Raw genomic sequence first — 20,672 nt, 5'->3', positions numbered from 1 at the left:
TCCTCAGCGGCATCAGGAGCAGACGCCGAAGGTCGCCGCGGTGTACGAGAGGGGTCGCCACTCCAGGTCGACCCCGAGGCTCATGTCCCACGTGCCGTTGGCGAGGCGCCCGAAGTAGATGAAGTTGCTGCCGAGCCCGTCGTAGTAGAACCAGCTGTCGCCCTCGTACGTGCTGAGGCGGGTTGCTGCCCTGGCTAGGGTCTTGGGACCGACGACGCCGTCGCTCACGAGGCCCCTGTCGCTCTGCCACCGCCTGGTGGCGGCCGTCGTCACCGCACCGAACCTGCAATCGACGCCGGAGGCGGCAAGGTAACCGTCGGCAACCAGGATCTTCTGCCACATGGCGACGACGTTGTTGTACGACCGGGTCGACGCGGAGATGGGCCCTTCGTCGTTCCAGTCGTCGGTCCAGGTGCCCGAGCCCGCGACGTACCCCTGGCTGACGTTGGCCGAGGCCGGCGCGGCCGGGATGGCGATGGCGCCGACCGTGGCGACGACGATCGCCGTCGCCACGGCCCTGATTCGTAGGTGCATGGAACATCCCCCTTTTGCTGAGTGGCAGCTGTCATGGGGGTAGATGGCCGGCGGACCTACTTTGTTCACGACGGGCGGACATTCGACGTCAGGCCAGGTGGCCACCGATCTTCGTGTAGCCGCGCAGTAGGTCCCGCGAGATGATCAGCCGCTGCATCTCGTCGGTGCCCTCGAAGATCCGGTACAGCCGGACCTGCCGGTACCAACGTTCGATCGGCAGCTCCCGGGTGTAGCCCATGCCGCCGTGGATCTGGAGCACCCGGTCGACCACCCGGTTGACCATGCCGGCGCCGTAGAGCTTGCCCATCGACGAGGCGTGCCGGGGGTCCAGGCCCGCGTCGACAGTCCACGCCGAGCGCAGCACCAGCCAGCGGGCCGCCTCCAACTCCGTCTCGGAGTCGGCGATCATCCACTGGATGGCCTGGTTGGCGCCGATCTTCGTGCCGAAGGTCTCCCGGGTGTTGGCGTACTCGATGGCCATCTGCAACACCCGCTCGGCGATGCCGATGGCGTGCGACGGGATGGTGTAGCGCCCCTTGCCGATCCACTCCATGCCGAGCGTGAAGCCCTGCCCGATCTCACCGAGGATGTTGCGGTGCGGCACGCGTACGCCGTCGAAGATGAGCGACGCGGGCCCGCCCTCGCCCATCGTCTGGATGAACTCCGAGCGCCAGCCCATCGACCGGTCCACCAGGAACGCTGTGGCGCCGCCCTTGCGGGCGCCCTTCTCCCGGTCGGTCACGGCGACCACGATGGCGAAGTCGGCGTCGTGACCGCCGGTGATGAAGGTCTTCTCGCCGTCGAGGATCCAGTCGTCGCCGTCACGGCGGGCGGACAGCCGGATGTTTGCCGCGTCGGATCCGGCGCCCGGCTCGGTGATCGCGAAGCAGGAGCGTCGCTCGCCCTCGATGGTCGGGATGAGGAACTCCTGCTTCTGCTCCTCGGTGGCGTGAAACAGGATGTTGTCCGCCTCGCCGCCGAACCGGAACGGCACGAACGTGCGGCCCAGCTCGGTCCAGATCAACGACTGGAGTACGGCAGGCAGGTTCATTCCGCCGTACTCCTCGGGGGTGGCCAGGCCCCAGAAGCCGAACTTGCGTGCCTTGAGTTGCAGTTCGCGCACCTCGGAGTGGTCGAGGCCCGGCTGGTGCGCCCGTTCCCGGCGGAGCACCTCCGCTTCCAGGGGCATCACCTCGCGGGTGATGAACGCGCGCACGGTGTCTCGGACGGCGCGTTCCTCGTCGGACAGTGCGAAGTCCACGGTTCCCCCTCGGTCGGCGTGGTGGTGCGCCGCCACGGGCCGTGGCGGTCCCTCATAAACTAGCGGTGTAAGTTTTCATTCGTCCAGACCCCTTCTCCGGCCGACGTGGTGACGCCTGCCCGCACTCGGTCCCCGATAGGGTGCGTGAACAGGTGGTTCCCACGGGGAGGGACACCGCAGACCGAGGAGTTCTGACGTGCCCCGACCTCGACGGCCTCTGCTCACCCGCGACCGGATCGTCGAGACGGCGCTCGCGCTGATCGACGCCGACGGGCTCGGCGCGCTCTCCACCCGCCGACTCGCCGCCGCGCTCGGCGTACAGGGCCCCTCGCTCTACAACCACTTCGCCACCAAGGACGAGATCCTCGACGCGGTCGCCGACACGGTCACCGGTGCCGTCGACACCAGCGGCTTCGCCAGCCGGGACTGGCTCACCGCGCTGCGGGACTGGGCCTGGTCGTACCGGCGGGCGCTCACCGCGCACCCGAACATCGTGCCGTACCTGGCGCAGGGGCCGGGTCGTCGACCGGCAGCCCTCGCCATGGCCGACGCGGTCTACGGCGGGCTGGTCCGGGCCGGTTGGCCGCCGGCCCGCGCCACCCACATCGGCGCGGCGCTGCGTTACTTCGTGGCCGGGTCGGCGCTCGGCTCGTTCGCCCGCGGTTTCGTCGAGGACCCGGAGCTGTACGCGGCGCACTACCCGCACCTGCGCCAGGCCCACCGGCTCGCCGAACACCAGCAGAGCGTGGACGAGGGCGCCTTCGCCCTCGGCCTGGACGCCCTGCTGCACGGTCTGGCCGCCGAGTACACCCGCACCGTCGAGACTGTGGAGTCCGCCCGGCCCAACGGGTAGCGTCCAAACTCCCAGCGCTAGTTTCATCGCCCGTCACGACCCCCCCGCCGCCATCGCCCATCGCCCGCCCTCGAAGGGACGACATGGACCTCGCCGCCCCGCCGTCGCTGTTACCCGACTCCCTGCGCCTCCGACGCCACCTGCACGTCGGCGGGGAGTGGACGCCTCCCGCCGACGCCGGTCTCATCGACGTGGAGAACCCGAGCACCGGGGAGCTGATCGGGCAGGTGCCGGCCGGCACCCCGGCCGACGTGGATCGCGCCGTGGCCGCGGCCCGGGCCGCGTTCCCCGGCTGGTCGGCCGCGACCCCCGCCGAGCGCTCCGCCCACCTCGACCGGCTGCACGCGGCGCTCACCGCCCGCGCCGACGACCTCGCCCGCACCATCGCCGTGGAGCTGGGCTCGCCGCTCAAGCTCGCCACCCGGGTGCAGGTCGGGCTCCCACTGACGGTGCTGCGCGACCACGTCGCGCTCGCCGCCCGCGCGCCGGTCGAGGAGAGCATCGGCAACTCCCTCGTCGTCCGCGAGCCGATCGGCGTGGTCGGCGCGATCACCCCGTGGAACTACCCACTGCACCAGGTGATGGCGAAGCTCGCACCCGCCCTGGCCGCCGGCTGCACCGTGGTGCTCAAACCCAGCGAGCTGACCCCGTTGACCGCGTACCTGCTCTTCGACGCGGTCACCGAAGCCGGCCTGCCGCCGGGCGTGCTCAACGTGGTCCCCGGCACCGGGCCGGTGGTCGGTGAGGCGCTCGCCGGGCACCCCGACGTCGACCTGGTCTCCTTCACCGGCTCCACCGCCACCGGTACGCGGATCATGCGGCTCGCCGCCGACCGGATCGCCCGGGTCGCGTTGGAGTTGGGCGGCAAGTCCGCCAACGTGATCCTCCCCGACGCCGACCTGGCCACCGCCGTCAAGGTGGGCGTCGGCAACGCCCTGCTCAACTCCGGGCAGACCTGCACCGCCTGGACCCGGATGCTGGTGCACAGCGACCGGTACGACGAAGCCCTGCACCTGATCGCCACGGCGGTGGCCGGCTACCGCCTCGGCGACCCGTTCGACCCGGCGACCCGGCTCGGCCCGTTGGTCTCCGCCGCCCAGGCCGAGCGGGTGCGTGGCCACATCGACCGGGCCCTCGCCGACGGCGCCCGGCTGGTCGCCGGCGGGCCCGACGCCCCGGTGCCGACCCGAGGGCACTTCGTCGCCCCGACCGTCTTCGCCGACGTGCACCCCGACAGCGCGCTCGCCCAGGAGGAGGTCTTCGGCCCGGTGCTCGCCGTCATCCCGTTCGCCGACACCGACGAGGCGGTCGCCATCGCCAACAACTCGAAGTACGGGCTGGCCGGCGCGGTCTGGTCCGCCGACACCGACGCGGCGCTCGCGGTGGCCCGGCGACTGCGCACCGGCGCCGTCGACATCAACGGTGCGCCGTTCAACCCGCTCGCCCCGTTCGGCGGCTACAAGCAGTCCGGCCTGGGCCGGGAGTTGGGCATGCACGGGCTGGACGAGTTCTGCGAGCTGAAGGCGATCCAGCGATGACCGATCCCGAGCTGTCCCCGACCGCGGCCACAGGCCGCACCGAGCTGCCCCCGGCCGCACCGGGTGGTGGCGCCGAGCCGGCGTCCGCGCCGGTCATCGTCCGCGCGCTGGTCGCGCGCGGGTCCGGCGCCGAGCTGCGGGTCGAGCGGGTACGCCTGCCCGCGCCCGGCCCCGGCGAGGTGCGGGTGACGATCAGGGCGGCCGGTGTCTGCCACTCCGATCTGTCAATGGTCAACGGCACCCTCGCCGCGAGGTTCCCGCTGGTGCTCGGGCACGAGGCGACCGGTGTGGTGGCCGAGGTCGGGCCGGGAAGTCAGCTGGCCGTCGGCACACCGGTAGTGCTCAACTGGGCACCGGCCTGCCGGGCCTGCTGGTGGTGTCGGCGGGGCGAGCCGTGGCTCTGCGCGGACACCACGGCCCCGACGGTGCAGCGCGGCGAGACCGACGACGGGGTCCCGCTGCACCTGACCCTCGGCCTCGGCGCGCTCGCCGAGGCGGTGGTGGTGCCCGAGCGTGCCGTCATTCCGATCCCCGCCGGGCTGCCGCCCGAGCAGGCCGCGCTGCTCGGCTGTGCCGTGCTCACCGGCGTCGGAGCGGTCCGGAACACCGCCCGGGTGGCCCCCGGGGAGTCGGTCGCTGTCGTCGGGCTCGGTGGGGTCGGGCTCGCCGTGCTCAGCGCGGCCCGCCGGGCCGGTGCCACGACGATCCTGGCCATCGACGTCGCCGAGGCGAAGCGGGACCTGGCGCTCGCCGCCGGGGCGACCGACTTCCTGCTCTCCGACGACCGGCTCTCCAAGGAGGTGCGGGCGCGCACCGAGAGCCGGGGCGTCGACCATGCCTTCGAGTGCGTCGGTCGGGCCGCCACCATCCGCGCCGCCTGGCGGCTGACCCGGCGCGGGGGAGCGGTGACAGTGGTCGGCATGGGCGCCAAGGACGACATGGTCAGCCTGGGCGCGCTGGACATCTTCCACTCCGCGCGCACGCTGCGCTCCTCGGTGTACGGCTCGTCCGATCCGGACCGGGAGGTGCCGGTGCTGGCCGCCGAGCTGGCCGACAGCGCGCTGGATCTGGGCGTGCTGGTCAGCGGGACGGTTCCGTTGGACGAGGCGCCCGCGGCGTTCGACCGGTTGGCGCGGGGCGAGGGTGCCCGCTGGGTGGTCACCCTGGACTGACGCTGGTCAGAGCGACGATCTCAGCGCGTCGACGATCTCAGCACATCGACCTCGCAGCCTGGTGCCCACGGGTCGAAGCCGTGCTCGACGAGCCAGCGGATCGCCAGCAGGCTTCGCAAGGACCACCACCCGCGGATCACGTCGAGGTCGACGTCGGCGCGGTAACCGGCGAGGACGTCGCCGAGGTGCTCCTCGTGGCCGAGCGTCAAGGTGGCGAGGTCGAAGAGGGCGTCGCCCTGGCACGCCTCGGACCAGTCGAGCACGCCGGTGATCTGGTCACCGTCGACGAACACGTGGGTGATCTGCAGGTCGCCGTGCGTGAATACCGGGGTCCAGGGGCGGAGCGCCGCTTCGGCGACCTGGCGGTTGCGCGTGACCAGGTCGGTGGGGAGGACGCCGTTGGCGACGAGCCACTCGCACTCGGCGTCGAGCTGCGATGTCAACTCGTCGCGGCTGCGGCCGGGCCATGGCGGCAGCGGCGCGTCGTGCAGCTTCCGAGCGGCGGCGCCCGCCGCGGCCCACGCCGCCGGCGACGCGCTCGACGGTTCACCGAGGCGACCAAGCGCCGTTCCGGGCAGCGCGGCGAGCGCGAGCACTGGCGGCTTGCGCCAGAGAACCTCGGGGGTCGGGACCGGCGCCAGCGCCATCGCCTCGACCTCGACGTCGGTGCGCCCCGGATCAGTGTCGATCTTCAGGAACACGTCGCCTACGCGCAGGGTCGCCCGTTCCTGGTGGGCGACGACGACTTCGACCTCCGGCACAACGGCCATTGTCGCGACACGACCATCGACATCCCAGCGATTTGTCGGGGACGACTGGCGTGGTTGACCAGGCGCCCTGGGTCGACCCGGGAAGGGCCAACCCTGGGCACCCGGGCAACGAGAGCCGGGCGACTGGTCAGAAGGGTGGGGCGTCCTCGCCCATCAGCGCCAGCACGACGCCGCCCTTGCCGCTCTTGAGGCCCTGGACGACGACCTTGCCGGTGCTGCCGTCGGGCAGCTCCAAGGTGAAGGTCTTTCCGACCGCGTTCTTGGGGCCGTTGCCGGCGCTGTTCGCGGGTCGGAAGTCACCCGCCCAGGGCGGAACCCCGCCCCTACGGGCCGGCTCGGCGAAGAGCGCGGCGGTGCCGGGGGTCCTGGTGCCGTCTGAGGAAAGGAGCACTGAGGCGCTGCGAAAGGTAGCCATATGCGCCAAGGCTAACCCGGACCATGCCGTTCGCGGCACCACAGGTGCCCGGAACGGCGATTCGGGCGCTCTCTCGACCCGGGGCGTTGCGCCGTGGGCCATACCTAGCAGTACTATGCATCGTACCTCTAGGTTTGGGAGCGGGTGGTTCCGTGAAGGTCGCCAAGGATCTGGTCGCCGCCTCGGCGACGCCGATGGTGCTCGGCATCCTGGCTGAGGGCGAGAGCTACGGCTACGCCATCCTCAGGCGGATCAACGAGCTGTCCGGGGGTGAGCTGGACTGGACCGAAGGGCTGCTCTACCCGTTGCTGCACCGGCTCGAGCGCCTCGGTCACCTGGAGTCGAGCTGGCAGGCGGTCGCCGGCGAGCGCAAGCGCAAGTACTACCGCATCACCGACCGGGGTCTGGCCGAGCTGGCCGAACAGCGTCGGCAGTGGGACACCGTGGTGGGCGCGCTCAAGGAGATCTGGCACGACCGCGTGCCGCTGACGGTGCACCCGGTGGAGGGCCTGGCATGACGACGCACGACGGGCAGCAGGAGTTGGAGGCGCAGTTCGAGCAGTGGCGTCAGTACGTGCTGCGTCGCCGGGAACTGCAAGCGGTGGACGCCGACGAGCTGGAAGACCACCTTCGTGGCTCCGTCGACCAGCTCGTCGCGGCCGGCCTGAGCCCGGACGAGGCGTTCCTGGTCGCTGTGAAACGGATGGGCAGCCTCGACGACCTCTCCCGCGAGTTCGCCAGGGAACATTCCGAACGGTTATGGAAGCAGTTGGTGCTGACCGGCGACTCCGGCAGCCTGGTCGGCGGCACGCGCTCCCGCCGGGACCTGTGGGTCATGCTCGGCTGTGCGGCGGGCGCTGTGGTGTCCGTCAAGGTGCCGGCGCTGTTCGGGCTGAGCTTCGCCGACGACGGCTCGTTCTACGCGCGCAACTTCACACTGTTCGCGCTGCCCTGGCTGGCGGCGTACCTGGCCTGGCGCCGGGGAGCCCGACGGACGGTGATCGCGGCACTGGCTGTGCTCTTCGTCCTCGGCGCCGTGGCTGCCAACGCCTACCCCCTGGCGGACGACTCGCAGTCAGTGGTCGTCACTGGCATCCACCTGCCCATCGCCCTGTGGCTGGTGGTCGGCCTGGCCTATGTCGCCGACGACTGGCGCTCCTCCCGTCGACGCATGGACTTCATCCGGTTCACCGGCGAGTGGTTCATCTACCTGGTGCTGATGGCCCTCGGCGGCGGCGTGCTCTCCGCGTTCCTGTTCAACACCTTCGCGGCCATCGGAATCGTCCCGGAGGCGTTCATCTCGCAGTGGCTGCTGCCCGGTGGCGCCGCGGCCGCGGTCGTGGTGGCCGGGTGGCTCGTCGAGGCCAAGCAGAGTGTCGTCGAGAACATCGCGCCGGTCCTCACCCGGCTGTTCACCCCGCTCTTCACCGCCGCCCTGCTCGCCTTCCTCGTCGCTGTCGTCTGGACCAGCCACGGCATCGACGTCGAGCGGGAGGCGCTGCTCCTGTTCGACCTTCTGCTGGTCGTGGTGCTGGGGCTGCTGCTCTACTCACTCTCGGCCCGTGACCCGCTGGCCCCGCCCGGTCCGTTCGACAAACTCCAACTCGCGCTGGTGGTCAGTGCGTTGGCCATCGACGTGCTGGTGCTGCTGGAGATCACCGGGCGTATCACCGACGAGTACGGCGGCACGCCGAACCGGGCGGCAGCGCTCGGCGAGAACGTGATCCTGCTGGTCAACCTCGCGTGGTCGGCGTGGCTGCTGCTGTCCTTCATCCGTCGGCGTACGCCGTTCGCGACGCTCGAACGGTGGCAGACCGGCTACCTGCCGGTGTACGCCGCGTGGGCCTGGATCGTGGTCCTCGTCTTCCCGCCGCTGTTCAGCTTCGCCTAGGCGAAGCTCGACCCTCCGCGCGTACCGGCCAGGCGGGCCGTGACGCCTGAGCCGGCCCACCCGCAGTGGGTGGGCCGGCTTGTGCGTCACTTGCCGGTGACGATGCCCGGGTTGATGCAGAGCCCCGGGTTCGCGCCGTTCTTCTCCGCGATCTCCAGACAACGGGTCACCTTGTCGACCTTTGCGTTGGTCTCGGTGATCTGCTTGGAGATCTCGGCGTTCTTGCGGTCCTGCTCCAGGTTGCGGGTCTGCGCCAGCTTGTCCTGGAACGCCTTGATGTTGCCCTCGGTCTTGTCGTCGTGGTTCACCCGGGTGATGGTCACCGACAGGATGTCCACGTCGGTGGCGAGGCGGGTCTCCGCACTGGTCTTGATGTTCGCGGCGAACGGCTTCAGGTCGACGTTGAGGTCGCCGGTCTGGGCGTCGATCTTCTCCAGCGGGTTGTACGCGGCGAAGGCGTCGTTGACCGCGCTGTCGAGCTGTACTCCCACCCGCTGACCCCGGAAGCTGCCGAAGTCGCCCTTGTAGTCCATGAACTGCTTCGGCGCGTTCTCCGGCTTGACCTGCCATTCGACGAGCACCTCGACGCAGGCGTCGGCGAGGGTGCCGGTGCGCACGCGTACGCAGTTGTTGCCGCCGATGTGGTCGTACTTCTGGCGGCCCGCGTCCCACTCGCCGACCTTCTGCCAGGGCGCCACCCACTTCAGGCCCGAGCCGGTCACCTCGCCGGTGGGCTTGCCGAAGCTGGTGACGATGCCGACCGATCGGATGGGCACCGAGTGGGCGCTGGACGCGATGCCGACCACCAGCGTGAGGGCGAGAAAGCCGAGCGCCGCGAGGGCTGCCATCCGCTTGAGCGGCCGTGCGGGGGCGACGAGAGCGACGACGGCGCTGACCGCCAGGGCGACGGCGAAGACGATCGCCATGGTGAAGCCGACGGGCATGGGGTGGGGACCTTCCGGTGGGCTGTGTGGATCATCAACCTAGGGGGTCCGGTCAAGTCGACGGCGCGGGGGAGTGGAGTTCACGCACGTCAACCGCCCGTCGAATATGGAGCCCATCGACATGGCTCGACTCCAGCGGCCCGCCGTAGGTTTCGTCCACGCGACGGGCCTGTGACCACGGTCACCGAACCGACCGTCGCCGCGACGTGCGGAGGATGAGGCGATGGCCGGGCAAGCGCTCCTGTCGGCCCGTGGGCTGACCCGCGACTTCCGGGGCTTCCGGGCGGTCGACGACGTCGACCTCGACGTCGCGTCGGACAGCGTGCACGCGCTGGTCGGCCCGAACGGCGCGGGCAAGACCACCCTGTTCAACCTGCTCACCGGCTTCCTGCGACCCAGTGGTGGCCGGATCGAGCTGGCCGGGCGCGACGTCACCGGGCTGCCCCCCGAGCAGGTGGCCCGGCTCGGCGTGGCCCGTTCGTTCCAGATCACCAGCCTCTTCCCCCAACTGTCCGCACGCGAGCACGTCGCGCTGGCGTTGCAGTCGCCCAGCGGGCTGGGCTGGCGGTTCTGGCGGTCGGCGAAGCTGATGGGCCGCTACACCGAACGGGCCGACGAACTGCTGGCCATGGTGGGGCTGGCCGAGCTGGCGCACGCCCCCTCGGCGTCCCTGGCGTACGGCCGCAAACGCGCCCTGGAACTGGCCATCGCGCTGGCGCTGGACCCGAAGGTGCTGCTGCTCGACGAGCCGACGGCGGGCATGGGCCTGGAGGACGTCGACCGCACCGTCGAGCTGATCGGTCGGGTCCGCCAGGGCCGGACAGTGGTGATGGTCGAGCACAACATGAGCGTCGTCGGCCGTCTCGCCGACACCGTCACGGTGCTCCAGGCCGGCAAGGTCCTCGTCGAGGGCCCGTACGAGCAGGTCCGCGCCGACGAGCGTGTGATCACCGCCTACCTGGGAGCCGCCGATGCTGCGCATTGAGAGCCTGTCCGCCTACTACGGCGAGGCGCAGGTGCTGCGCGACGTCAGCCTCGAGGTCTCCGCCGGCGAGGTGGTCACCCTGGTCGGCCGCAATGGTGCCGGCAAGTCCACGCTGCTGCGCTGCGTGATGGGGCTGCACTCCGGTCAGCGCGGCACCGTGGAGTTGGACGGGCGGGACATCACCAGGCTGCCGGCGCACAAGCGGGCCCGCCTGGGGCTGGGCTGGGTGCCCGACGACCGGGGCAGCTACGCCACGTTGACGGTCACCGAGAACCTCACGCTGCCGCCCACTGTCGGCCCCGACCCGTGGTCGCTGGAGCGGGTGTACGAGGCGTTCCCGGCCCTGTACACCCGACGGGACTCGGCGGCCACCATGCTCTCCGGCGGCGAGCAGCAGATGCTCGCGCTGGCCCGGGTGCTGCGGATGGGCGCCCGGCTGCTGCTCTGCGACGAGCCCACCGAGGGGCTGTCGCCACTGCTGGTGCAGCAGGTCGGCGACCTGCTGCGCGAGGCCAAACGGCACGGGGTGACGGTGCTGCTTGTCGAACAGAACCTGCACTTCGCCACCGGTGTCGCCGACCGGCACTACCTGCTGGCCGAGGGCCGGGTCGCCGAGGCGATGGACAACTCCGAAGTGCGGTCGCGCGAACGCGAACTGCTCGCGTACCTCGGGATCTGAATTTTCTCAACGACGACCCGCGCGACGCCGCGCGGAATGGATGGAGTGGGCATGCGCAGGACGATGGGTGTGGCCGCGGCGTCGGCCGTGGTGGTGCTGGCCGCCGGGTGCGGCGGCGGTGGCCCCCAGTCGAGTGGCGACCAGAAGCTGACCGGCGACAAGATCGTGCTGGGCGTGCTCAACGACCAGTCCGGGGCGTACTCGGAGTTGTCCGGAAAGAACTCGGTGGCGGCGGTGGAGATGGCCATCGCCGACTTCACAGCGAAGTACGGCGACAAGGCGGTGACCACCGACATCACTGTGGAGACCGCCGACCACCAGAACAAGCCGGACGTGGCCAACTCCAAGGCCCAGGAGATGTACGACCGCAAGGGCGTCGACCTGATCCTGGACGTGCCCACCTCGTCGGCCGCGCTGAAGGTCGCCGACGTGGCGAAGGAGAAGAAGAAGCTCTACTTCAACATCGGGGCGGCGACCACCGACCTGACCGGCAAGAGCTGCAACAAGTACACCTTCCACTACGCGTACGACACCTACATGCTGGCCAACGGCACCGGGAGGACCACCACCGAGCAGATCGGCAAGAACTGGTACATCCTCTACCCGAACTACGCCTTCGGTCAGGACATGGAGAAGAGCTTCTCCGCAGCGATCACGGCGGCCGGCGGCACTGTCGTCGGCAGGGACGGGGCGCCGTTCCCGAACACCAGTGGTGACTTCTCCACCTTCCTGCTCAAGGCGCCCAACCTGAACCCGAAGCCGGACGTGCTGGGCGCCATGCAGGCCGGCGCGGAGCTGGTCAACGTGGTGAAGCAGTACAACGAGTTCAAGCTGCGGGACAAGGGCGTCGGCCTGGCGGTGGGGCTGATGTTCCTCACCGACATCCACTCGCTCACCCCGGCGGCGCTGGCCGGCACCACGTACACCGACGCCTGGTACTGGAACTTCGACGCGAAGAACCGGGAGTTCGCCGACCGCTTCCAGCAGAAGGCCGGCACCCGCCCGACCTTCGCGCACGCCGCCAACTACTCCGCGGCGTTGCAGTACCTGGAGGCGGTGCAGGCCGCCGGCACCGACGACGCGGACGCAGTGGTCAAGGGCCTGGAGGGCAAGACTGTCGAGGACGTCTTCCTGCGCAACGGCAAGATCCGCGCCGAGGACCACCGGGTGGTGCACGACGCGTACCTGGCCCAGGTGAAGCCGCAGTCCGAGGTCGCCGAGCCGTGGGACTACGTGAAGGTGCTCAAGACGATCCCCGCCGCGGAGGCGTTCCGCGCGCCCTCGGCGGACTGCAAGCTGTGAGCGCGAGGAGTGAGCCGGTTGTGCGAGCCCCGCAGTCGCGAACGGGTGTGACGCTGTGAGCGCATTCGCGCAGAACACGTTCAACGGGTTGGTGAGTGGGGCGTTCTACGCCCTGCTCGCCCTCGGGCTCGCTGTCATCTTCGGCATGCTGCGAGTCGTCAACTTCGCCCACGGCGCGTTCTACATGCTCGGCGCGTTCGGGGCGTACGTGCTGCTCAGCGAGGCGGGTGTGCCGTTCTGGGCCGCCCTGGTGATCATGCCGGTGGGGTTGGGTCTGCTGGGCATGGCACTGGAACGCGCGGTCATCCACCGGCTGACCAAACTGGACCCGCTCTACAACTTCCTGCTCACCTTCGGTCTGACGCTGATCCTCCAGGACCTGGTGAAGCTGCGCTACGGCGTGCAGTCCAGCCCGTACGAGACGCCGTCGCTGTTGAGCGGGTCGGTGGACTTCGGGCTGTTCGACTTCCCGACGTACCGGGTGTTCATCCTCGGCTTCGCGGTGCTGCTCTGCGTCGCGGTGTGGTGGGTGCTGACCCGGACCCGGATCGGCATGGTGGTCCGTGCGGCCACCGAACGGCCGGACCTGACCCGTGCCTTCGGCATCGACGTCGGGCGGTGGGTGACCCCGGTCTTCGGCTTCGGCATCGGGCTGGCCGGCCTCGCCGGTGTGCTGGCCGCGCCGATGCGCGCGGTCAACCCGCTGATGGGCGCCGACCTGATCATCGTGGTGTTCGCGGTGGTGGTGATCGGCGGGCTGGGCTCGATCTTCGGGTCGGTCGCCGCCGGCTTCGGCATCGGACTCGTGCAGGCGTGGGGTGAGGCGTACCTCTCCAACTTCCCGCTCGTCTCGCAGACGATCGTCTTCGTGGTGATGGCCGGCGTGCTGCTCTGGCGCCCGGCCGGCCTGTTCGGTCGGGAGGAGGCCCCCGCATGACAAACACAGTGGACACTCCCACCGACGCGTCCCGCTCGACGCCACCGTCCGGGCTGATCGCCGTGGCCCGGGCCCCCGGCTGGGTCCGGTACGCGCTGCTCGCCGTCGGCCTGGCCGTCGCGGCGTGGCTGCCCAACGGCCTCTACCCGGCGGTCGCTGTGGACATCCTCTGCTGGGCGCTGTTCGCCGTGGCGGTGGACCTGCTGCTCGGCTTCACCGGGCTGATGTCCTTCGGGCACGCCGCGTTCTGGGGCACCTCCGCGTACGTCACCGGGCTGGTGGCCATCCACGCCGGCCTGCCGTTTCCCCTCGCGGTGCTGGCCGGGGCCCTCGCCGCGGCAGTGCTGGCGGTGCCGATCGGGTACCTGGCGGTCAAGCGGACCGGCATCTACTTCGCCATGGTGACCCTGGCCTTCGCGCAGATGGTCTACTACGTCGCCAACGAGTGGCGCTCGGTGACGCAGGGCGAGAACGGCCTCCAGGGGGTGCCCCGGGAGCTGTTCGGCGTCGACCTCACCGACGACTACTTCTTCTACTACGCGATCCTGCCGATCGTGCTGCTCGGGCTCGCCGCCGCCTGGCGGATCGTGCACTCACCGTTCGGTCGGGTGCTGGTCGGCATCCGGGACAACCCGGCGCGGGCGCGGGCGCTGGGCTACCCGGTGCACCGCTACAAGCTCACCGCGTTCGTGCTCTCCGGGTTCATCGCTGGTCTCGGTGGCGGGTTGTTCGCTGTCGGCCACCGGTTCGTCTCGCTGGACGTGCTGCACTGGACCACCTCCGGCAAGGCGGTCATCGTGGTGGTGCTCGGCGGGATCGGCACCCTCTGGGGTGGGGTGCTCGGCGCCGCCCTCGTGGTCCGGCTGGAGGACTGGCTGTCGTTCTCCGGGTTCGAAGCGATCGGCCTGGTGACCGGCGGCATCTTCGTCCTCGTCGTGGTGCTGTTCCGACGCGGCATCTGGGGCAGCGTCGCCGCGCTGGCCCACCGGCTGGCGGCCCGCCGCCGCTGAAATTCACACGACGGCGCATCCGCCACGCGCCCTCCGAGCGAACCCCCGGGTAGAGAACGTCTACCCGGGGGTACGTCTGGTGCTGACCGATCCGATGCCGGCGGAGGCCGTGGAGATCGCGCACAAGCAGGTTTCGCTGGCGGCCGAGGACCTGGACGCCAACGGCGTCGCGACGCTGGTGCTGGAGTTGGTCGAGGCGTGGGGCGTGCCGGCGCTCTGGGAGCAGGTCTGCCGTCCGCTGCTGGCCCGGCTGTCGGGGCGTACCGCCGCCGAGATCGTCATCGAGCACGCCCTCTTCGAGGGCGTCCGGGTCGGGTTCGACGCGTATCGCCGGGAGCCGGGCCGGTCACTGCCCACCGGCGGGGTCCTGCTGGCCGGCGCCGAGAAGGAGGCGCACAGCCTGGGTCTGCTGGCGCTCGCCGCCGCGCTGCGCGAGCAGGGCCGCGGCTGTCTGAACCTCGGCCCCGCGTTGCCCTGGTCCGCGCTCACCAGCGCGGTGTACCGCGCCCGTCCGCGCACCGTCGTGCTGTGGTCGCAGACGCCGCTCACCGGCCGCGCGTACCGCCTGGTGCGCTTCGCCCGGGACTTTCCGCTCCTGCGGGTGTACGGCGCGGGGCCGGGCTGGATCGAGCCGCTCGGCCGTCCGGCGGTCCGTCTCGGGACGTTGACGGAGGCCGTCGACGCCTGCCTGGCGGTCGTGCCCGGCCGTGATGCCCACCACATACGATACGGATCGGTGCCGTATCGTTAATACCCGTCGTAGGCTGATCCGCGTTACGAGTCTGACCCGTATCGTATTTCGTCGCGGGTGATCAGCGTGGGGGGAAAGCAAGGCATGGAGCTGCACAACAACACCGGACACCCGAGGCGGTGGGCGATCCTGGGGGTGCTGGTGATCAGCCTCCTCGTGGTCGTCCTCGACAACACGATCCTCAACGTCGCCCTGCGCACCCTGGCCGACCCGGTGCACGGCCTCGGCGCCAGCCAGGGCGAGCTGGAGTGGTCCATCAACTCCTACACGCTCGTCTTCGCCGGGTTGCTGTTCACCTTCGGAGTGCTCGGCGACCGCGCCGGTCGCAAGCGCTTCCTGATGATCGGTCTGGTTCTGTTCGGCCTGGCGTCGCTGCTCTCCGCGTACGCCCAGAGCCCCGGACAGCTCATCGCGGCCCGCGCCCTGATGGGGGTCGGCGGCGCGGCCATCATGCCGGTGACCTTGTCGATCATCTCCAACGTCTTCGACCCGCGCGAGCGTGGTCGGGCCATCGGGGTCTGGGCCGGCGCTGTCGGTCTCGCCGTGGCGATCGGCCCGATCCTCGGCGGCGCGCTGCTGGAGCACTTCTGGTGGGGCTCGGTCTTCCTGATCAACGTGCCGGTGGTCGTCGCCGGCGTGGTCCTGGTCGCGCTGCTGGTCCCCGAATCGCGTGACCCGCGGCCCGGCCGGATCGACGTGCTCGGCGTGCTGCTCTCCGTGGTCGGCCTGGTCGCCCTCTCCTACGGCATCATCGACGGCGGCGAGCACGGCTTCGGCCGCCCGGTGGCCTGGGGCTCGATCCTGCTCGGCGTCGCGGTGCTGGCCTGGTTCGTCCAGCACGAGCGGCGCAGCGACCACCCGTCGCTGGACGTCCGACTGTTCAAGGTGCCCCGGTTCGCCGCGCCGGTCGCCATCGTCGGCCTGGTGTTCTTCGCCGCGATGGGCTCGATGTTCTTCGGCTCGTTCTACCTGCAACTGGTGCGCGACTACAGCCCGTTGCAGACCGGTCTGCTCTTCCTGCCCTTCGCCGGCGCCCAGTTGGTCTTCGCGCCGCGCAGCGCCGCGATGGTCCGTCGCTACGGTGGCAAGGCCGTCGCCACCGTCGGGTTGGTGCTGACAGTGGTGTCACTCGGCGCGTTCGTCTTCATCGGCGCCTCCACCCCGATCTGGATCGTGCTGCTCGTCTTCCTCATCCAGGGCGCCGGGATGGCCAACATCATGCCGCCGGCCACCGAGTCGATCATGTCGGCGCTGCCCAGGGAGAAGGCCGGGGTCGGCTCCGCGGTCAGCAACACCATCCGCCAGGTGGCCGGCGCGCTCGGCGTGGCCATCCTCGGCTCGGTGCTCTCCGCCGTCTACCGCAGCGACATCGGTGACGCGCTGACCGGTCTGCCCACGCAGGCCCAGGACGCGGCCAACGAGTCGATCTCCGGGGCGTACGCGGCGGCGGGCCAGCTCGGGCCGGCGGCGCCGGCGCTGATCTCGGCGGCCAACGACGCCTTCGTCACCGCCATGCACTGGGCGGCCGGGCTCTCCGCGGTGATCGCCGCACTCGGGATCATCGTGGTGCTGCGCTGGATGCCGGGCAAGGAGGACACGAGCGTCGCCCCGGCGGCGCCGGTCGCCGAGCCTGAGCTGGCCGGCACGGCATAGGTTCGGGGAGGATGGCGGACATGACGTCCACTGCCGATGCTCCGCGGTCGCCCGGTCGACCGCGGAGCATCCGCGCCGACGAGGCGATCATCGAGGCCACCCTCGACCTGCTCGCCGAGGGCAGCACCATCGAGGCGCTCTCGATCGAGGCGATCGCCACCCGCGCCGGGGTCGGCAAGGCCACCATCTACCGCCGCTGGGCCGGCAAGGACGCGTTGCTGCTGGACGCGTTGCGCCGCCTCAAGGGAGTCCTGGCCCAGCCGGCGGGCCACTCCGTCCGCGACGACCTGGTGCTGCTGGTCGGCGCGATCGGCAAGAACGTCGATCCGCGAGCGGCCAAGATCATGCCCTGCCTGGCACCCGCCGTGAACCGCAGCGCCGACCAGTTCCAGCTCTACCAGAACATCATCTCGCCCCGCCGGCAGTTGATGCGCGAGGTGCTGCGGCGCGGCATCGACGAGGGGGTGCTCCGCTCCGACATCGACGTCGAGGTGACGATGGCTCTGCTCACCGGGCCGATGCTGATCCAGCGGGTGCTCCAGTGGAACCCTGATTTGGACGAGCAGTCCCTGCCCGAACGGGTAGTGGACGCCGTGCTGGAGGGCATCCAGGCCCGCTGACGCCGGGTGCCCGGTCGGCGGCTGTGGTGTGCGCTGGTGTCGGTCGGCGGCGTTCGTGCCGCCGACCGGCTCCGGTCAGCTTCTCGGTTCTGGTCAGCCGGCCGGTGCGCGCAGTCGGTGCAGGCGCAGCGCGAGCTGCACCTCCAACGCCCGCTCGGGCCGCTGCCAGTCGACGCCGAGCAACTGCCCGACCCGCTCCAACCGCTGGGTCACCGTGTTGACGTGCACGTGCAGTTGCTCGGCGGCCCGGGCCAGGCTGCCGCCCACCCCGAAGTACGCCTCCAGCGTCTTCACCAGAGCCGTGCCGCGCCGGGCGTCGTAGTCGAGGACCGGCCCGACGGTGGCGCTGAGGAACTCGGTCACGTCCTTCTCGCCCCGGTCACCGACAGTGCCCAGCAACAACCCGACGAAGCCCAACTCCACTGTGCTCGCGCCCTGCCCGGCACGGCCCAGCGCACCCAGGGCAGTCAGGCACCGGTCCGCCTCCTGGAACGTCCCGGCCAGCGCCGCCGGCGTGTTCGACGGGCCACTCGCCCCGGCGGTCACCGGTCGACCTGTCACCCGGGACAGGTCCCGAGCCACCGCGCGGGCGCTGCCGCCCGCGTCCAACCCCGGCAACATCAGCACCACCCGGCCGTCGCGCGCCGCGGCGAGCCCGCCGCGCGCCGACGCGTACGTGGTGGCCCAGGAGAGCACCCGCTGCCGAGCCGAGCCGGTCGCGGCGATCGCGTCGTCGCCCACCGCCACCAGCACGTGCGGCGCGTCCAGGTCCACCCCGAGCCGACGGGCCCGACTGCGCAGCGCGTCGGTGTCACGCAGCGGGCGGGCGATCAGGTCGTCCAGCAACTCGCCACGCACCCGCCCCTCCGCCTCCGCGACCGTCCGGCGGAACAGCAGCAGCAGCGCCGTCACCAACGCGGCCCGCTCCAGGATGCGCTGGTCGGCGTCGACCAACTCGTCGTCCGGGCGCAGCACCAGGGCACCCAGGTTCTCCGCGCCGGCCACCACCGCCGCGTACCAGAGCGGACCCCGGCGTACGCTGCGCCCCTCGGTCCGGGACGCGGCCACCGCCTCGACGATGTCCGCGCGGTCCGGCTCCTCGATCTCACCCACCCGGGCCAGCAGGCGGCCCTCGGCGTCCAGTGCCAGCAGCGCGCCGCCCAGCACCTCGGTCACCGCAGCCGCCACGTCCTCCACGCCGCCGCCGCGAAGCACCAGCGCCGTCATCCGGTCGTGTGCCGCCGCGGCCCGCTCCACCGAGCTGCTGTGCGCCCGGATGGTGGTGTTCGCCGCCGACAACTCGGCCAACGCCGAACGGGTCTCGGTCAACAGCCGGGCGGTGTCGATCGCCACCGCGGCGTGCGCGGCCAGCGACACCAACAGCGCCACCTCCTCCCGGACGAACGGCCGCGCCGAACGGTTGGCCGCGTACAGCACCCCGATCGAGGTCGAGCCGAGCCGCAGCGGCACCCCCAGGATCGCCACCAGACCCTCCTCGCCCACCCCGGCGTCGATCTCACCGGTGTGGTGGAAGCGCGCGTCCTCGCCGTAGTTGGCGGTGACGTACGGGGCGCCGGACTGGGCCACCAGGCCACCGAGACCGGCGCCCATCGGCAGGCGCAGCCGCTGGAAACGGGCCGAGACCGACCCGTCGGTCACCCGCATGTAGGTGTCGCCACGTTCGTCGTCGTTGAGCGTCATGTACGCCACGTCCGCGCCCAGCAGGTGACGGGCCCGGTGCACGATCGCCCGCAACACGTCGTCCAGATCGCGCAGCCCCGCCAGGTCGCTGACCGTGTCGTACAGGCCGGACAGCTCGCTCTCCCGGCGGCGGCGACGCTCCAGCAGCGCGCGGACCCGCAACGCCACCGACTTGGCCTGCTCCAGCTCGGCCAGCCGGTCCGGCGGCAGCCCGGCGGCCCGTGCGGCCACCAGCGGTCCCTCGAACTCGACCGTCGCGGCCTCTCGGGCGAGCAGCTCCAGGAACTCCACCGGCGAAGACATGGTCGACATTGTGCTCAGCCCCACTAGTTGGCCGTCCAGCCCCCGTCGAGGGCGATCGACGCCCCGGTGATGAACGCCGCCGGCGGCGAGCAGAGGTACGCCAGCAGCTCGGCCACCTCCTCCGGCTCGATCAACCGTTTGATCGCGGCCCGCGCCAGCATGATCTTCTCGATCACCTCGGCCTCGTCGATGCCGTGACTGGCAGCCTGGTCGGCGATCTGGCTCTCCACCAGCGCGGTACGCACGTACGCCGGGTTGATGCAGTTGGCGGTGACCCCGTGCGCCGCGCCCTCCAGCGCGACCACCTTCGACAACCCCTCCAGGGCGTGCTTGGCCGAGACGTAGGCCGCCTTGTACGGCGAGGCACGCAACCCGTGCACCGACGAGATGTTGACGATCCGCCCCCAGCCCCGGTCGTACATGTGCGGCAGCGCCCGGCGGATCAGCAGGAACGGCGCCTCCACCATCACCCGCTGGATGTACTCGAACCGCTCGACGGGAAAGTCCTGCAACGGCGCGACGTGCTGGAGCCCGGCGTTGTTCACCACGATGTCCACGTCCACGTCGAGTGAATCCACCGCCGCGGCGTCGGACAGGTCCACGCCCTCGGCCCGGCCACCGACCTCGGCGGCCACCGCCTTGGCCGCCTCCAAGTTGCGGTCCACCACGAGCACCTTGGCGCCGGCCGCGCCCAGCCGCAGGGCACACGCCCGCCCGATACCGCCGCCGCCCCCTGTCACCAGGGCGGTCCGACCGGAGAGGTCGACCTGCACGACGTGGGGGACCACCACGGGTTCTGCCGTCATGGCGCAAGAAGTTACGAGCTGTGTGCTCCCCGGCACATGGGCCAGCAACACATACTCCGTACCAATGCTGTGTGGTCTCGGCCCTGCCACCCGCTCCCACCCCGGCCGTCCGCCGCCCGCCCGCCGCCGCCGCTCGCACCCTGCCGCCCGCTCCGCCCGCCGCCGCTCGCAGCCCGCCGCCGCTCGCAGCCCGCCGCCGCCCGCTCCCGCCGGCGGGCCACCGCCCCATCCCCGCGCCGCGCCTTGCGCGGCAAGATCACGCGGCATCCAGGTTGTAGTGACTTCTCGGTGTTTCGTGGCCACTGCACCCTGGTTCGAGCGCGATCTTGGGCGGCCGTGGGCCCCCGAACCCGGGTCGTGCTTTCTCGAGGGCGGGGTTGGTCGTCAAGATCCGCGCAATGTCACTGATGTTGCTGTCTCCCACGTGGCGGAGGCAGCAACATCGGGGATGTTGCGGAGATCTTGGCGCGGGGCGCGGGGCGCGGGGCGCGGGGCGCGGGGCGCGGGGCGCGGGGCGCGTGGCGGCGGGGTGCGAGGGCGGCGAGGC

General features: G+C 71.0%; 20 protein-coding genes. 13 read left to right on the top strand and 7 right to left on the bottom strand.

The genetic code is table 11. The features are described 5' to 3' along the window. Positions 1-12 precede the first annotated feature (12 nt). Together AB0C19_RS19465 and AB0C19_RS19460 are read right to left on the bottom strand one after the other, a co-directional pair. Entirely contained in the window at positions 13-534 is a 522-nt protein-coding gene (locus AB0C19_RS19465; RefSeq protein WP_238682991.1) for a peptidoglycan-binding domain-containing protein, read from the bottom strand. An 88-nt stretch (positions 535-622) separates the two neighbouring features. Then, the gene (locus AB0C19_RS19460; protein ID WP_357187112.1) at positions 623-1,795 is read right to left on the bottom strand and encodes an acyl-CoA dehydrogenase family protein; all 1,173 of its coding nucleotides are present in this window, start codon (positions 1,793-1,795) and stop codon (positions 623-625) included. A gap of 196 nt (positions 1,796-1,991) precedes the next feature. Here AB0C19_RS19460 and AB0C19_RS19455 point away from each other — a divergent pair, with 196 nt between their 5' ends. From AB0C19_RS19455 to AB0C19_RS19445, 3 genes are all read left to right on the top strand, one after another. Continuing rightward, positions 1,992-2,648: a TetR/AcrR family transcriptional regulator C-terminal domain-containing protein gene (locus tag AB0C19_RS19455; RefSeq protein WP_328655112.1), complete on the top strand. Its 657-nt coding sequence runs from the start codon at positions 1,992-1,994 to the stop codon at positions 2,646-2,648. Positions 2,649-2,731: 83 nt separating this feature from the next. Beyond that, positions 2,732-4,186, top strand: coding sequence for an aldehyde dehydrogenase family protein (locus AB0C19_RS19450; RefSeq protein ID WP_357187108.1), 1,455 nt, complete (start codon positions 2,732-2,734; stop codon positions 4,184-4,186). Beyond that, positions 4,183-5,358: an alcohol dehydrogenase catalytic domain-containing protein gene (locus AB0C19_RS19445; protein ID WP_357187105.1), complete on the top strand. Its 1,176-nt coding sequence runs from the start codon at positions 4,183-4,185 to the stop codon at positions 5,356-5,358. The genes AB0C19_RS19450 and AB0C19_RS19445 overlap by 4 nt, the downstream gene beginning before the upstream one ends. 20 nt (positions 5,359-5,378) lie before the next feature. Here AB0C19_RS19445 and AB0C19_RS19440 read toward each other — a convergent pair whose 3' ends face one another. After that, on the bottom strand, positions 5,379-6,128 hold the full coding sequence (locus AB0C19_RS19440) for an aminoglycoside phosphotransferase family protein (RefSeq protein WP_357187102.1): 750 nt from the start codon (positions 6,126-6,128) through the stop codon (positions 5,379-5,381). Between the two features lie 127 nt (positions 6,129-6,255). Continuing rightward, complete coding sequence (locus tag AB0C19_RS19435; protein ID WP_357187099.1) at positions 6,256-6,543, bottom strand: hypothetical protein; 288 nt, start codon at positions 6,541-6,543, stop codon at positions 6,256-6,258. Between the two features lie 152 nt (positions 6,544-6,695). Between AB0C19_RS19435 and AB0C19_RS19430 the strand changes: the two genes are divergently transcribed. Continuing rightward, the gene (locus tag AB0C19_RS19430) at positions 6,696-7,061 is read left to right on the top strand and encodes a helix-turn-helix transcriptional regulator (RefSeq protein ID WP_357187096.1); all 366 of its coding nucleotides are present in this window, start codon (positions 6,696-6,698) and stop codon (positions 7,059-7,061) included. Then, positions 7,058-8,434, top strand: coding sequence for a permease prefix domain 1-containing protein (locus AB0C19_RS19425; protein WP_357187093.1), 1,377 nt, complete (start codon positions 7,058-7,060; stop codon positions 8,432-8,434). The genes AB0C19_RS19430 and AB0C19_RS19425 overlap by 4 nt, the downstream gene beginning before the upstream one ends. Before the next feature lie 86 nt (positions 8,435-8,520). On the opposite strand, the gene AB0C19_RS19420 is transcribed toward AB0C19_RS19425, so the two are convergent. Continuing rightward, on the bottom strand, positions 8,521-9,378 hold the full coding sequence (locus tag AB0C19_RS19420; RefSeq protein WP_357187090.1) for an SPFH domain-containing protein: 858 nt from the start codon (positions 9,376-9,378) through the stop codon (positions 8,521-8,523). A gap of 223 nt (positions 9,379-9,601) precedes the next feature. Between AB0C19_RS19420 and AB0C19_RS19415 the strand changes: the two genes are divergently transcribed. The 8 genes from AB0C19_RS19415 to AB0C19_RS19380 all read left to right on the top strand — a co-directional run bounded on the left by AB0C19_RS19415 (position 9,602) and on the right by AB0C19_RS19380 (position 17,315). Next, on the top strand, positions 9,602-10,363 hold the full coding sequence (locus tag AB0C19_RS19415) for an ABC transporter ATP-binding protein (protein WP_091401800.1): 762 nt from the start codon (positions 9,602-9,604) through the stop codon (positions 10,361-10,363). Then, positions 10,350-11,042 carry an ABC transporter ATP-binding protein gene (locus AB0C19_RS19410; RefSeq protein WP_357187086.1) on the top strand — a complete coding sequence of 231 codons (693 nt, stop codon included), beginning with the start codon at positions 10,350-10,352 and terminating at the stop codon, positions 11,040-11,042. The genes AB0C19_RS19415 and AB0C19_RS19410 overlap by 14 nt, the downstream gene beginning before the upstream one ends. A 63-nt stretch (positions 11,043-11,105) precedes the next feature. Next, on the top strand, positions 11,106-12,344 hold the full coding sequence (locus AB0C19_RS19405; RefSeq protein ID WP_357187473.1) for an ABC transporter substrate-binding protein: 1,239 nt from the start codon (positions 11,106-11,108) through the stop codon (positions 12,342-12,344). 55 nt (positions 12,345-12,399) lie between these two features. Further along, the gene (locus AB0C19_RS19400) at positions 12,400-13,281 is read left to right on the top strand and encodes a branched-chain amino acid ABC transporter permease (protein ID WP_357187083.1); all 882 of its coding nucleotides are present in this window, start codon (positions 12,400-12,402) and stop codon (positions 13,279-13,281) included. Next, positions 13,278-14,291, top strand: a complete 1,014-nt coding sequence (locus tag AB0C19_RS19395; RefSeq protein ID WP_112583339.1) for a branched-chain amino acid ABC transporter permease — start codon at positions 13,278-13,280, stop codon at positions 14,289-14,291. Before AB0C19_RS19400 ends, AB0C19_RS19395 begins: the two co-directional genes overlap by 4 nt. Positions 14,292-14,370: 79 nt before the next feature. Next, the gene (locus tag AB0C19_RS19390) at positions 14,371-15,042 is read left to right on the top strand and encodes a transcriptional regulator (RefSeq protein ID WP_357187080.1); all 672 of its coding nucleotides are present in this window, start codon (positions 14,371-14,373) and stop codon (positions 15,040-15,042) included. 84 nt (positions 15,043-15,126) lie between these two features. Continuing rightward, complete coding sequence (locus AB0C19_RS19385; protein ID WP_357187470.1) at positions 15,127-16,695, top strand: MFS transporter; 1,569 nt, start codon at positions 15,127-15,129, stop codon at positions 16,693-16,695. A gap of 11 nt (positions 16,696-16,706) precedes the next feature. After that, positions 16,707-17,315, top strand: coding sequence for a TetR/AcrR family transcriptional regulator (locus tag AB0C19_RS19380; protein ID WP_357187077.1), 609 nt, complete (start codon positions 16,707-16,709; stop codon positions 17,313-17,315). Positions 17,316-17,408: 93 nt separating this feature from the next. Here the strand turns inward: AB0C19_RS19380 and AB0C19_RS19375 are convergent, their stop codons facing one another. Beyond that, entirely contained in the window at positions 17,409-19,328 is a 1,920-nt protein-coding gene (locus AB0C19_RS19375) for a helix-turn-helix domain-containing protein (protein WP_357187074.1), read from the bottom strand. A gap of 14 nt (positions 19,329-19,342) precedes the next feature. Then, positions 19,343-20,125 (bottom strand): 3-hydroxybutyrate dehydrogenase, encoded by a 783-nt coding sequence (locus AB0C19_RS19370; protein WP_357187071.1) that lies wholly within the window; start codon positions 20,123-20,125, stop codon positions 19,343-19,345. Positions 20,126-20,672 lie beyond the last annotated feature (547 nt).

It is taken from the genome of Micromonospora sp. NPDC048842, from assembly GCF_040649935.1.
GTDB classification, from domain to species: domain Bacteria; phylum Actinomycetota; class Actinomycetes; order Mycobacteriales; family Micromonosporaceae; genus Micromonospora; species Micromonospora hortensis.
The sequence above is the reverse complement of the archived record's forward strand: the minus strand, read 5'-3'. Positions and strand labels throughout refer to the sequence as shown.

Coding starts and splice junctions, on each gene's coding strand:
- AB0C19_RS19385 (WP_357187470.1), top strand. CDS start 15,127: ATGGAGCTGCACAACAACACCGGACACCCGAGGCGGTGGGCGATCCTG.
- AB0C19_RS19370 (WP_357187071.1), bottom strand. CDS start 20,125: ATGACGGCAGAACCCGTGGTGGTCCCCCACGTCGTGCAGGTCGACCTC.
- AB0C19_RS19405 (WP_357187473.1), top strand. CDS start 11,106: ATGGGTGTGGCCGCGGCGTCGGCCGTGGTGGTGCTGGCCGCCGGGTGC.
- AB0C19_RS19450 (WP_357187108.1), top strand. CDS start 2,732: ATGGACCTCGCCGCCCCGCCGTCGCTGTTACCCGACTCCCTGCGCCTC.
- AB0C19_RS19410 (WP_357187086.1), top strand. CDS start 10,350: ATGCTGCGCATTGAGAGCCTGTCCGCCTACTACGGCGAGGCGCAGGTG.
- AB0C19_RS19395 (WP_112583339.1), top strand. CDS start 13,278: ATGACAAACACAGTGGACACTCCCACCGACGCGTCCCGCTCGACGCCA.
- AB0C19_RS19415 (WP_091401800.1), top strand. CDS start 9,602: ATGGCCGGGCAAGCGCTCCTGTCGGCCCGTGGGCTGACCCGCGACTTC.
- AB0C19_RS19375 (WP_357187074.1), bottom strand. CDS start 19,328: ATGTCGACCATGTCTTCGCCGGTGGAGTTCCTGGAGCTGCTCGCCCGA.
- AB0C19_RS19435 (WP_357187099.1), bottom strand. CDS start 6,543: ATGGCTACCTTTCGCAGCGCCTCAGTGCTCCTTTCCTCAGACGGCACC.
- AB0C19_RS19440 (WP_357187102.1), bottom strand. CDS start 6,128: ATGGCCGTTGTGCCGGAGGTCGAAGTCGTCGTCGCCCACCAGGAACGG.
- AB0C19_RS19420 (WP_357187090.1), bottom strand. CDS start 9,378: ATGCCCGTCGGCTTCACCATGGCGATCGTCTTCGCCGTCGCCCTGGCG.
- AB0C19_RS19465 (WP_238682991.1), bottom strand. CDS start 534: ATGCACCTACGAATCAGGGCCGTGGCGACGGCGATCGTCGTCGCCACG.
- AB0C19_RS19380 (WP_357187077.1), top strand. CDS start 16,707: ATGGCGGACATGACGTCCACTGCCGATGCTCCGCGGTCGCCCGGTCGA.
- AB0C19_RS19445 (WP_357187105.1), top strand. CDS start 4,183: ATGACCGATCCCGAGCTGTCCCCGACCGCGGCCACAGGCCGCACCGAG.
- AB0C19_RS19425 (WP_357187093.1), top strand. CDS start 7,058: ATGACGACGCACGACGGGCAGCAGGAGTTGGAGGCGCAGTTCGAGCAG.